At 50.6% G+C, this 12,605-nt stretch carries 12 protein-coding genes; 3 read left to right on the top strand and 9 right to left on the bottom strand.

Going from position 1 to position 12,605, the window contains the following annotated elements; translation table 11 throughout:
• Positions 1 to 114: 114 nt before the first annotated feature.
• The 3 genes from DXU84_RS01105 to DXU84_RS01095 all read right to left on the bottom strand — a co-directional run bounded on the left by DXU84_RS01105 (position 115) and on the right by DXU84_RS01095 (position 4,641).
• Positions 115 to 1,245: an ABC transporter substrate-binding protein gene (locus tag DXU84_RS01105; RefSeq protein WP_037037011.1), complete on the bottom strand. Its 1,131-nt coding sequence runs from the start codon at positions 1,243 to 1,245 to the stop codon at positions 115 to 117.
• Between the two features lie 191 nt (positions 1,246 to 1,436).
• The gene (locus tag DXU84_RS01100) at positions 1,437 to 3,536 is read right to left on the bottom strand and encodes a prolyl oligopeptidase family protein (RefSeq protein ID WP_153374607.1); all 2,100 of its coding nucleotides are present in this window, start codon (positions 3,534 to 3,536) and stop codon (positions 1,437 to 1,439) included.
• Between the two features lie 91 nt (positions 3,537 to 3,627).
• A complete protein-coding gene (locus DXU84_RS01095; protein ID WP_153374605.1) occupies positions 3,628 to 4,641 on the bottom strand; it encodes a Ppx/GppA phosphatase family protein in 1,014 nt (337 codons plus the stop codon).
• Positions 4,642 to 4,952: 311 nt separating this feature from the next.
• Between DXU84_RS01095 and DXU84_RS01090 the strand changes: the two genes are divergently transcribed.
• A complete protein-coding gene (locus DXU84_RS01090) occupies positions 4,953 to 5,198 on the top strand; it encodes a hypothetical protein (RefSeq protein ID WP_013576519.1) in 246 nt (81 codons plus the stop codon).
• Between the two features lie 39 nt (positions 5,199 to 5,237).
• Here DXU84_RS01090 and DXU84_RS01085 read toward each other — a convergent pair whose 3' ends face one another.
• The 6 genes from DXU84_RS01085 to DXU84_RS01060 form a co-directional block, all read right to left on the bottom strand.
• Complete coding sequence (locus DXU84_RS01085; RefSeq protein WP_013576520.1) at positions 5,238 to 5,759, bottom strand: cupin domain-containing protein; 522 nt, start codon at positions 5,757 to 5,759, stop codon at positions 5,238 to 5,240.
• Positions 5,760 to 5,792: 33 nt separating this feature from the next.
• On the bottom strand, positions 5,793 to 6,146 hold the full coding sequence (locus tag DXU84_RS01080; protein ID WP_013576521.1) for a hypothetical protein: 354 nt from the start codon (positions 6,144 to 6,146) through the stop codon (positions 5,793 to 5,795).
• 28 nt (positions 6,147 to 6,174) lie between these two features.
• Positions 6,175 to 7,179 (bottom strand): diguanylate cyclase, encoded by a 1,005-nt coding sequence (locus DXU84_RS01075; protein ID WP_223509239.1) that lies wholly within the window; start codon positions 7,177 to 7,179, stop codon positions 6,175 to 6,177.
• A gap of 346 nt (positions 7,180 to 7,525) precedes the next feature.
• On the bottom strand, positions 7,526 to 7,921 hold the full coding sequence (locus DXU84_RS01070; RefSeq protein ID WP_015690278.1) for a cupin domain-containing protein: 396 nt from the start codon (positions 7,919 to 7,921) through the stop codon (positions 7,526 to 7,528).
• 352 nt (positions 7,922 to 8,273) lie between these two features.
• Positions 8,274 to 8,828 (bottom strand): sugar O-acetyltransferase, encoded by a 555-nt coding sequence (locus tag DXU84_RS01065; protein ID WP_037037002.1) that lies wholly within the window; start codon positions 8,826 to 8,828, stop codon positions 8,274 to 8,276.
• Positions 8,829 to 8,876: 48 nt separating this feature from the next.
• Entirely contained in the window at positions 8,877 to 10,319 is a 1,443-nt protein-coding gene (locus tag DXU84_RS01060; RefSeq protein WP_255425171.1) for a sugar porter family MFS transporter, read from the bottom strand.
• Between the two features lie 496 nt (positions 10,320 to 10,815).
• Here DXU84_RS01060 and DXU84_RS01055 point away from each other — a divergent pair, with 496 nt between their 5' ends.
• Together DXU84_RS01055 and DXU84_RS01050 are read left to right on the top strand one after the other, a co-directional pair.
• On the top strand, positions 10,816 to 11,145 hold the full coding sequence (locus DXU84_RS01055) for a hypothetical protein (RefSeq protein ID WP_112198617.1): 330 nt from the start codon (positions 10,816 to 10,818) through the stop codon (positions 11,143 to 11,145).
• Between the two features lie 172 nt (positions 11,146 to 11,317).
• Positions 11,318 to 12,031, top strand: coding sequence for a DUF2461 domain-containing protein (locus DXU84_RS01050; RefSeq protein WP_013576527.1), 714 nt, complete (start codon positions 11,318 to 11,320; stop codon positions 12,029 to 12,031).
• Positions 12,032 to 12,605: the final 574 nt, after the last annotated feature.

Raw genomic sequence — 12,605 nt, 5'->3', positions numbered from 1 at the left:
TTGTATAAATTAACGGAGTGTCAACAAATGTGACGGAGGTAAAGTTAGTGCAGAAAGCGCGCAGAGGAATTGAAAAACCGCCTGCGGGGCCACAGGCGGGGGAATTATCAGCACTTACTTTTTCGGTGTCCAGCCAAGGATGAAATCCTGATCCGGCAGGTTGGTATAGTTACGTACGATGTCGTGGTAAGTCTTCGCCGGGTCCAGATCTTTAAACTGTTGCGGATAAATAAACTTCGCCAGATATTCCATCCCGACAATGTTATACGGATGGTTGTAGAACTGGTGATAAATACCGTAAACGTGGCCCGCATTCACCGCAGGGATTTGCGCCACGCCGGTGCGTGAAAGCAACACTTTGGCTTCTTTATCCACATCCGCTTCATCGGCACCGTAGCCAAACGGCAGAATATGCGTCACAGAGCCACTTTTCGGACGTGCCGAACCGGTCATGATGTAAACGTCCGGCTTCATGCTGATCACCTGTTCCAGAGAAACGGTGCCGGATGCGCCCGGCAGAAGGCTGGAACCGATGTTATTGGCATCTACCGCCTGGATCAGTTTTCCCCATCCCGCATTACCGTGTGTGAAACAGCAGGAGTCGTCGCGACCGGCAATTGGCTCGATAAACACATTCGGCCTGGTTTTAATCGCCTCTGCGGCTTTCTGAATAGCCTGGAAATGCTGGTTATAGAACGTGGTGTAGGCGCGGGCGTTATCCTCCTGATTCATCACTTTGCCGAGCAGATCAATACTTGGCGCGGTGTTTTTTGCCGGATCCAGCTCGTAATCGACAAACAGTACAGGGATGTGCAGCGCGGCGAGTTTATCCAGCACCCCGGCCTGCGCCAGTGAATCTTTCGCCCTCATCTGCGCAATCATCAGATCTGGTTTTTTAGCGATCACCGTTTCCAGATCCACCTGCCCTTTGTCGCTGAATCCCATATCGAGGATTTTCGCCGATTCAGGCCATTTGCTTTTCAGCATCTCCCAGGTGCCGCTGTCAGTTTTCTTCAGCAGGTTATTCCAGGCCACCACATGCTGAAAAGGATTGGCTTTATCCAGCACCGCCAGCGCCAGAAGGTCGCGCCCGTCCTGCAAAATGACCCGTTGCGGCGCTTTATCGATAGTGACTTTCTGACCGGCTATGTCCGTGACCGTCAGCGGATACGTGGTAGCAAAACTGGCAAAGGAGGCCGCCATCAGACCGGCAACAGACAGCACGCGAGCAGTATTCTTTAACATGCGATTACCCGAAAATGAGAATGAATGAAAAATGATTTTGATAATTGTTATCAACACAAGCCGAAATAATAAACAAGGAAAGGTGAAGGGGGCAACGTTTTTAAAGCGGACAGAGGGAGTTAAAACATGTCGAAATATTAACGGGATACCACAGAGGCATCCCGTTTTTCATCAGACTCTCGCGGGCAATATCAACCGCTGGCTTTGTCACGGCCAATAAAGTGCAGCAGAAATTCGCTCACCATCACCCGTTTAAACGCGGACTGTTTTTTGTCAGCCGCGGCGCTGTGGCCGCCGTCAGTATTCTCGTAAAAATAGACCTGCGGGATACCCAGCGCCTGCATTTTCGCTGCCATTTTACGTGCATGGTCAGGCCCGACGCGGTCATCGCTGGTCGCCGTTGAGAACAATACCGGCGGATATTTTTTTGCCGGATCGATATTGTGATACGGCGAAAATTCGCGGATAAACGCCCATTCTTCCGGTTTCTGCGGGTCGCCGTATTCAGCCATCCACGAAGCGCCAGCCGAGATTTGCGTGTACCGGTACATATCCAGCAGCGCCACTTCACACACGATGGCCCCGAATAATTCCGGGTAGCGTGTCAGCATATTGCCGACCAGTAAACCGCCGTTGCTGCCGCCTTGCGCCGCCAGATGGGCCGGTGAGGTGATCTTGCTGGCAATCAGCGCCTTCGCCACGGACGCGAAATCTTCGTAAGCGCGCAGACGTTTTCCTTTCAGCGCCGCTTTATGCCATTCCGGCCCGTATTCACCACCGCCACGGATATTTGCCACCACAAACACGCCGCCGCGATCCAGCCACGACACACCGCTGACCCCGAGATAATACGGCTCAAGGGAGACTTCGAAACCACCGTAGCCATAAAGCAGCGTCGGGTTCCTGCCGTCATACGCCACATCTTTGCGCGAGATGACAAAATACGGCACGCGGGTACCGTCGTCGGACACTGCGAAATGCTGGCTGACCTGATAACGGGTGGCATCAAAATGCGACGGATCTTGTTTCAGCAGTTCGGCTTCCACGTCCGCGCCACTATCCAGATTTCCGAGCGACAAACTGGCCGGTTGCAGGAAACCGCTGACACTCATGAAATATTCATTGGTCTCATCATCCACGCCCCACGCATTGATTTTGCTCAGCTCCGGCACTTTACCGAACGGCTCACGCTGCCAGTCGCCGTCTTTTGGCGTCAGCACTTCAAGCCGGTTGACGACATCACGCGTGATACTGAGGATGATATGATCACGGGTGTAGGAATAGCCGTTGAGCTGGTCACGGGTTGCCGTCACGCCGCTGAGAGAAGAATGCGCACCCGGCATAAACAGGGGTTTCAGCGTGCGATCGCCTGCCATAAAAGCGTCAAAATTCATGGTCAGCAACGAACCGGACGGCCAGCTTTCGCCGTTCACCTGCCATTCACTAGAAGGCTGGATCAGGATCCACTCGCGCCAGCTACTGAATTTGGCATCCGCCGGCAGATCGATTTTGATTAAGTTTTTGTCGTCATCAAGCAGGAACACTTCACGATGATAGAAGTCGGTGACACGCACCACATAATTGCGCTCAAACCCTTTGGTGGCATCGCTATAACCCGCCGCCATCATGTCTGTCTTTTCTGCGCTGAACACCGTGACCGCTTCGCACAGCGGTGTACCACGCTGCCAGATTTTGACGATGCGCGGATAACCGGAACCGGTCATTGAGCCTTCACCAAAATCAGTGGCGACAAACAAATGGTCGCGGTCAATCCAGCTGATGCGGCTTTTCGCGACCGGCAAATAAAAACCGTCCGGCACAAAATCCTGAGTGATTAAATCAAACTCACGCACTTCAGAGGCATCACCGCCGTCTGGCGACAGCACTAACAACGCACGCCCGAAATCCGGTTTTAAATTCCAGAAACCGTGAAACACCCACTCCTTCCCTTCGGCTTTACCCAGCGCATCGATATCCAGTACGGTGTGCCATTGAGGTTCGGCTTTACGGAATTCATCAAGCGTGGTCTTGCGTAAAATGCCTTTCGGGTTCTTCGCGTCCTGCCAGAAGTTGTACCAGTCGTTGCCACATTTCCACACGCCGGGGATTTGATCCGGCGAATTCAGGCCTTCCAGCACTTTCTCCCGCAGCGGCTCAAAATCGTGACCCTGCGTAAACGCTGCCAGCGTGATGGCATTTTGCTCACGCGCCCATTCAAGGGCTTTTTCGTTGCGTAAACCTTCGAGCCAGATGAAATCATCCTGCGGGGGAGTGCCTGAGTCAGTTGTCATGTCATTCTGCTCCTTCAGTCAATACAGCCATTTTGAATGCTTTTAAATCAACGCGTTTACTCTCAAAGATAAAGAGTATCGCTTCAGGAATTTATTGCACCAGGATGCCCTGGATCAGGCTGGCTTTGACAATCGTCACCTGTGAGATATTCAGCGCCTGCATAAAGCCCTCCACCAGCAGTAAATTGCTGACATCGGTCGCGCGGTATTCGCCGGTAAGTTCACTGTCCCCTTTCCACACCTGATTTTTCGACACGCGTTCTACATCAGCCAGACTGTAAGTATTGTTCGCCGGATGGATCTGGTCTTTCAGCGAAAAACCATGAACGCCGCCGATACCAATCACCCGGCGGGTTTGCGCATCCTGTTTGATTTGAGGACTGACGTGGGTCCTCGCGTAGAAATTCACGTAACGCAGCACCGTATTGCGCAGCGATCCAATCGGGTTCGGCGAGGCGGCTTTATCCAGTTCCTGATTTTTAAGCACGCTGATAATGAATTCTTTCAGGGTTACCGATGCCAGTTTGCCCTGATATATATCCGTCACGGGCTGACCGTTTTGTTCGCGGATGGCGGTCATTTGCATTGAGCCGCCGCCGATATCCCAGACCAGCAGATCCTGATTGTTGATGGTGTTGTCATGCAGCGCCGCCTTCGCCGACAGGAAACCCAGCTCCGCCTCCTGTTCCTGAGAAATCACACGAAGCTGGATTTGTGTCTGCTGGTTGAAACGGTCAATAACCTGCTGACCGTTAGCCGCTGAACGAAACACTGCGGTGGCAACGCCGGTAATGCGCTGCGGATGAAAGCTGCGGGCTTTATCGACCATCTGTTTCAGCGCCGTCACGCCCTGTTGTTGCATGGCCTCGCTGATCTGGTTGTTGCCGGATTTGCCCAAATCCTCATTAAAGCCCAGCGGCCTTTGGTCTTCATACAGCACTTTTCCCGGCAGATGTCGGCAAATATCAACCTGCGCCACCTGAATTTTGGTGGTACCGGATCCCATATCAATTGCCCCGCGGGTTTCGATACAGTTTTCTGCCAGTACAGAAAATGTGCTCAACGCGAATAAGGTGCCCAGAAAACCCTTTACCCAATAATTCATCTCATCCTGCCCCTGAAAAATAAAAGAAAAGTAGAAAGCATCCAGAAATACCCGTTTTATGGCGGTGATTTCAAGTCTTTTAGTTTCCTTTTACGTTCTGAATAACCTTCCGAAAAATGCAGGATTGTCCTTAAATAATCCATTCTGCGATCTGCATGGTTTCGGCAATCCTTTTTTGTGAGTCACTTCAAGCAATGAAATAACAGGAACGCCTATAAAGAAATCATTACTTTGTCATGACAAAAAATGACAGGGATTTGAGGTAGAAAAGGGAAACGAAAATCAGGCAGCCACAGAAAAGGAGTGAATGTATGGAATGGAAGATCATCGACATCCTGAATATCCCGCAGACCGGACTGAAATATATCTGTATCCAGGCTTTTAAAAACCTGAAGCTGATTTTGTCCGTAGACAATGATTTTAAGCTGCAAACCGGCGACACCTTAGAGATTACGCCGGAGGGCTATTCACTGAACCGTCATCAGGCACAGAGCCTGAAAATTCACCGAATGATGCCGTATTGTCAGCAACGCTGGCAGTCGCTTTCCATTCAATAAATGGGTTTACACGCACGTCAGCCATAGAAAAGCCGGCATTCAACTGACCGGCTTTTTCTTTTGTTCACGTCGCTGATCCGAAATGCCGTCGTGATCACCAAATTGTTGCTCAGGTACATCCACCCAGCGGTCTTTGCGCGTCGCTTCATATTCCTGATTCAGAGGGTAATAAATCCGGTTTTCCGGCTTATTTGCCTCCCCCACCACCAGCAGCCGCACTTCCTCATCGCTGTTATTAATGAAGGTGTGACAGATACCGGTGCCGTGCGGAAAGGCCACGGCATCGCCCGGTTTCAGCGGATGCAGATGGCCGTTAATCCACGCGTCAGGATACCCTTCCAGCACGTACACAAATTCATCTTCCGCACTTTCCGCATGGGCGTAACAGGTACGACGCCCCGGTAATAAACGTTCGTGATGAATACCAATTTTCGTCAGGCCAAGCGCTCTGCCGAGCGGTGCGCCAATCGACATCAGTTCATCATCGCCGGGATAATTGCCGTCGTCTGGACCTTCCAGCTCGGTCCAGTGTCGGATAAAATCAGGTCTTTCCTTGCTCATAAAATCTCCGGATAACATTGCCAATAGTCAATTTTAGTACAGCGAAGGCGACTTCTGCTGCATCGAGTACGGACTTTGCGTCTGCGCAATATTTTTAGGCAGACAGGCAAATCTTATGTGTACCTTCTCGCCGTCGTTGCTTTCACCCAGCGTCTGGAATTTGCCGCTACAAAAATCGAAGATCTTTTTGTAGGTATCCGCGCGACGCTGCCGCTCAAGGATTGAAAACACGGATGTCGTATAACTTGCTTCGCCCTGCGTAAACGACGGGTCAAAATTGGCCGGGCGATAAGTCGCATCGCCAACCGGTTTATCAATAGATGAACAGCCTGCCAGCAAACCTGCGGCGACGGCCGCAGCGACCCACATTATGGTGATATTTTTCATTACTCATCCCGGAAAACGTTAACGTTATTCAGTGTAGCTGAGCAGAAGTATCTGTCCTGCTCACGCTGCCAATACTGTTTTTGCCATTTTGTTTCACATTCACCAATGCCCGTTCGGCAGCCGCCAGCCACTGGTTATAATCTTCATGATTGCGGGATGTCGCCACGCCGATACTCAGCGAACACTGGAAACCGGAATCCTGCGATAAGCGGATTTCTGAGGTTTTCAGTAATAACCGGTAACCCACGGCATACGCTTCTTCTTCAGAAACCCCCGGCAGGATCACCACAAATTCATCGCCCCCCAGAATAGCCGGGAAATCATTTTGCCCGGTTTCCTGCCGTAAAATCGCTGACACCGAGCGCAACACATAATCCCCCGCTTCGCGCCCGAACAAATCATTTACCATTTTCAGGTCATCAACACCCAGCACCATCAGGCAGGATAAATCATGTTTTGCGCGTTCAAACTCCAGCATCAGGCGCCGGTCGAGTAACCGCCTGTTAGGCAAACCGAGAAAAGGATCCATCAGGGCGGCCTTTTCCAGCTCGTGTTGTTTATCCCGCAGCTTTCTGGAAATGGAATAATTCGCTGCACTGAAAGCAATAATATAAATCGTGGAAAGCGGCAACGTCAGCCACAACGTCCGGTCAGTGACGGTGAAATAAAACGTCATTCCCGACAACAGCCAGCAGACAATAAAACCGGCGCAATAAAACAGCGCAGCGCGGCGCAGCAACTGCCAGCCACCGGCAGAAAAACGGTCAGCGATGAGAATAGCCGTAATAATGGCCGACGGCAGCGGACAAACGCCCATCAGCGCAACCCAGGCTCCCCCCGCGATGGCATCAAATGCCAGATTTCGGAATTCCGCCTGATTAGGGTGATTTGAGCGTTGTGAAATCAGCATAGCGACATGCGGCCAGACAAAGGCATTCAGCGCCAGCAGGCTGATGGCGATCCAGGAAGCATTGCGTTCAAGAAGGACAGAAAACACAGGAAAAAAGCAGAGAAAAGTGCCAAGTATCCGCATTAAGTACATTCGCCGTAAGAAGCGCTCTGAGCGCTCACGGACGAGACTTTCACCTGGAGAATAATATGGCATACGGGAAACGGCTCTTGAGTTGATTTCTATTTATATTAGTCGAGTTACTTATCTCAGAGCTACTGAAAGCGATAATTTTAATGCGCCGAACAACGGGGGTTTTTAGCGTTAAATAAGACAGGTTAATGGTTAACCAGAGAATTTAGGATAAAAATTCGGAAATACAGAAATAACTGTATCGATTTTATGCAGTCACAATATATTGCCACAAAAAAGGCGGCTTTTACGCCGCCCTTTTGAGCAAAGGTTATATAAATTCCACCAGGACAGGTGATTACTTACTGTACTGCGCGTCCGTCACCTTTTCCATCCACTCAACCGGACTGCCGTTCAGGGACTCGGCAATCGCGATGTGCGTCATGGCATTCTCCGGGGTCGCGCCGTGCCAGTGTTTCACCCCTTCCGGGATCCACACGATATCGCCCACATTCATTTCGCGAATTTCGCCGCCCTCCTCCTGCAACCAGCCACGGCCTTGTGTGATGATCAACGTCTGACCCAGCGGATGCGTGTGCCAGGCGGTACGCGCACCCGGTTCAAAGGTCACGATTGCGCCACCGACACGGGCAGAGGCAGTGCCGCTGAACGGCGAGTCGATACGCACCTTGCCGGTGAAGTAATTTTCCGGGCCGTTTTGTGAAGGGACAGAACCACTTTTGGTAATTTTCATTTTATCAGTCATTTCATTCTCCGCCTGGGGGACTGCTGCTGGAAAGTTCGTCATGTCATAAACAATAGCGCCGTTCGTTTATGACGACCAGAGGGCAAAATATGAAAGGAGCTATGAGATAAATTCATAAGTCAGCACGCGCGGCAGGACAGCGATATAAAAATAACAATAAAGATCACGATTTGATCACAATCATCTCTAAAAAACGGACACTTATTTCAGGAAGATAATTAATTGATTTTATTTAAATTTTGTCTCATTCTGTTCGCACTTTAAGAAATATTGTATTTTTTGCATTTGCAGCCCGCCTCAGAGCGGGCTTTTTTATGTCGGAGAGACGGTCAGGTAAACATTACGTCAGTTTCCGCACCACCTTGCAGGGGTTTCCACAGGCAACCACGCCCGCTGGCACCGGTCGCGTGACCACACTTCCGGCGCCAATCGTGCAACCATCGCCAAGGGTCACGCCGGGCAAAATCACGCATCCACCGCCAATCCAGACATCGTTGCCAATAGTGACTGGCCGGGCGCTGCCAATATGTTCACGACGTAAATCAATATCCAGCGGATGCTGTGCGGTATAAATTTGCACATCAGGGCCGATAAAAACGTTATTCCCTATTGTGACCGGCGCGCAATCAAGTAACACAAAATTAAAATTGATGAAAACATTATTGCCGATTCGGGTATTTATGCCGTAATCAATGCGCATGCCTTTTTCAAAATGGACATTGCTGCCCACTTCCCCAAATATTTCCCTGATCAGGGCGTCTTTCTCCGCCGTCTGACGGGCGCTCAGCGCATTAAATCCATCCACTTTATCGCGGGTCTGATAACGAATTTCACGTAATTCGTTATCATTAATATGGTAATCCAGCCCGCTGGTCATTTTGAGTAAGTCGCGCATCAACTGTTCCCTGATATTGTTCACATCCACAATGAATCACCGGCGTGTTTACTGCCCGATATCGCGCAGTTTTTTTCCGGACATAAGGTTTCTTTCTATTTGCTCCAGCGTGACGTTTTTCGTTTCCGGTATCAGGATGAAAGTGATCACCACGAACACCACGTTCAGCGCGGTGTACAGCCAGAATGTCCCTGCTGCACCGATATTGTCCATCAGCGTCAGGAAAGTAGCGCCGATAATCATGTTCGAAATCCAGTTGGTGGTGGTCGAACAGGTGATACCAAAATCACGGCTTTTCAGCGGCTGAATTTCAGAACACAGGATCCATACCACCGGCGCCGCACTCATGGCGTAACCGGCAATACACATCATGGTCATACCGACCGACAGCCAGGAAAGCGCGGCACCGGCCGTGCCCTGATTGAATTGCTGAAGACAATATCCCAGCACCAGCGTGCCGAGCGCAATCACGCTAAAGCCAATTTTCAGTGCCGGTTTGCGTCCCGCTTTATCAACCATGCCGATGGCAATAAACGTCGCGAGCACAAACGTCAGACCGACAATAATCGTGGCGATCATCTGCTGGCGTGTACTGGTAAATCCCGCCAGATTAAAAATCTTCGGCGCGTAATACATGATGATATTCATGCCGGTAAACTGCTGCATCGCCTGCAACAACATGCCTAAGCCGACGGCCCGGCGCACATTACTGTTGGCTTTAAATAATTCCCATCCGCCCTGTTTCAGTTTCAGGCTTTCACGGATTTCATTCAGTTCCTGGCGGGCCTTTTCCGAGGTATCACGCAGCATTCTCAGCACACGCTCGGCCTCAATATGCTGCCCTTTGGCGGCCAGCCAGCGCGGGCTGTTTGGTAAAAAACACACCGCAATCATCAGCACAAACGCCGGAATCGCCAGCACGCCCAGCATTGCGCGCCAGTCACCGCTGCTGCTGAATGCGGTATCAGAAAGGAAAGCCAGCAAAATGCCGATCGTCACCATCAGCTGATACATGGCAATCATCTTGCCGCGAATGGTTTCTGACGCCATTTCAGACAGATACAGCGGTGCGGTGTAGGACGCAATGCCGACAGCAAAACCGAGGATCAGGCGCGACACCATCAGGATTTCAATGCTGGAAGCGAAGGCGGAGCCGAGAGAACCGAGAATAAACAACAGCGCTGCCGCCATCAGGCTGTATTTGCGTCCCAGCCGGAAAGAGAGCCAGCCATTGGCCAGCGCACCGAACGCTGCGCCGAGCATCATGATGCTGACAACCCATTCCTGCTGGCGGCTGCTCAGCACAAAATGCTCAGTAATAAAGGGAAGCGCACCAGAAATCACACCAATATCGAGACCGAATAACAGCCCCGCCATCGCCGCCGCAAAAGACACAAACAGGTTCATCACTTTGGTGTTTTTGAGCGAACTTTCAGTCAGTTTAACCACATCAGATGACGACATTTTTTTCTCCGGAAAGGGGGAATACAGCAACGGACATCAGAAAAAAATCATTCAGCCATTACGATAAGCACAAGTGCCCTGTGGGGTGAGAGCAGGAAAGGCACATATATACACAATCGTGCTGCACCGGACTTTCTGTGATCGGGATCACTGGGGAGAAGATGGCGGCGATATGGTGCAGGGGAATAAAAGTCAGGCAGAACCGATCGTTGCGAGATATCTTCCAAATCTGAATACAACTCCCTGTAAATGCATCCAGCCTGTTTCTTTGCTTCGGCAGCAGGAATAAAGTCTCCCCGCTGCGGCAAAATCCGCAGCCGGAATTAGCGTTCCGATACTTACACGGCGAAATTATGTGATAATTTCGTGCGCTTTGATTCACCCCAAATAATGGTGGCTCAGGCAGGGGCTTCGCAAGAAGCATCGGATTCGTGTAAGCCGGTACGCTAACCCTGTCTGAGCTGCCACCCGAGTTTAGCGTCTCAGGTGGTCGTCTTTAACTTTCTTACACGAGATTTCTATCATGACGAACACCGAAACTGCTTTCTCTGAAAACTCAATTACCGTCTTCCGCTCACTGATCGCCGAGCTGGATTTCAGCCATTTCGAAGATGCTCAGCTTTACGATCTCAGCGCGCTGGCATCGGACTCTGCCGAAGGATTGTGCCACGGCCTGCTGTGCCTGAGCGAAGGGCTGGAGAATGGTGAGATATTACCGCCGGAAGGTATCCCGCAGGTCAGCGCCTATCTCAAGGCGACCGCGCATTTATTACCCGTATTGTTTGAGCTGAGTGAACGGGCGAATGACAGCTTAGGGAAAGCGGGAAAAGTGAGTCCTGCCGCGATTAACTGACAGGTATCAGACATGAAAAGGCCCGCCGCACTGTTCTGGCGGGCTTTAAAGCACCCACTCTCCCCACATCCTTTAATCCGGAAAATTTTTTACTTTTCAGTTTGCACTGAGTCGTGTCTGGCGTCAGGATTTACCCTGATTCCCCATTGGCAGTGATAAAGGCTTATCGATAATGACGACTCAGACACCTAAAACGCCGGTTGCGGCAGGGACAATTTTTAGCGCAGCCGGTCTGCAATTTCTGAATAAACTCGCGCAAAACAACACCCGGGACTGGTTTAAGGCTAATCAGGACGAATACGAGAATACGCTGAGAACGCCCGCGCTGCGCTTTATCGAGCAAATGCAGCCAGAGATTATTGCCATTTCTCCGAGACTGACTGCCGTCGCGAAAAAAGTGGGTGGCAGCCTGATGCGCCCGCAGCGCGACAGCCGGTTCAGCAAAGATAAAACGCCGTATAAAACCAATGTCGGCATTCAGTTTCGTCATTTCCAGGGCAAAGATGTGCACGCACCCGGCCTCTATCTGCACATCGCCGAAGACGGTTGTTTTATTGCGGCAGGGATCTGGCACCCGGAATCAAAAGCGTTAAACGCGATTCGCGCCTGTATTGATGAGAACCCGAATGCCTATCAGAAAGCGCTCAAGACATTGCACGATAACGGGTTTGTGATGGATGGCGACAGTCTGAGTCGTCCGCCAAGAGGCTACGACAAAAACCACCCGCTGTTAGCTGAATTAAAACGCAAAGATTTTATCGCGATTAAAAACATCGCCTTTGAGGATCTGTGCAAGCCAGATGTTATTGATTTTTGCGCAGAGCAGTTCAGACATTGTGCGCCGTTGATGTCCTATCTGTGTTTTGCACTTGAGCTGGACTTCTGAAGCAGATGAGACGACAGGTTTACCCTGCCCGGTGAAGTGCGAAGCATTCTTGACACCTGAAACAGCCAAAATTATATTTTCACTGTCATGACAGCAACCGGCCAGAGGCCTCGTGGTTGAATGCGCTGGCCGGTTTGCTAAATCCCTTTCCCCTGACAGCATGTGTACTGTTGCGCTCAGGGCTGTGATGTTCTGCTCATTTCACCCCGGCTAGCGGACCGGGCTTTGGTGCGTGTAACCCACTACTCTCTAAGACCTTCTATCGCCTGACACAATGCATCATTAGGCTTACCTGTTATTGTCACAGCTGATTGTTGAACACGCTCTAAACGACTGGCAATTCTAGAGCGACTTATCTCTTCCCCATTCTGAGCAAGCATAAAGCAACATTCACCTACCATCCTGCACGCTTCTTCAAAAACGGGATTCAAAATCTCCATAAAACCTCCAAACGGACTAAAAAAACCCCCGTAGAGTAGCTGAAGATTTCAGAAAAAATTTTTCCATTAGAAAAATTAACAATCATCTCTGAATGCGCATCAAAACGGTTTTAGCTGACAACAGATCGTCTGCC

The sequence above is a fragment of the Rahnella sp. RcJ3 genome, from assembly GCF_009498575.1.
Taxonomy (GTDB): Bacteria; Pseudomonadota; Gammaproteobacteria; order Enterobacterales; family Enterobacteriaceae; genus Rahnella; species Rahnella aceris.
Note: the sequence above shows the minus strand (reverse complement) of the source record. Positions and strands in the feature narration are given on the sequence as shown.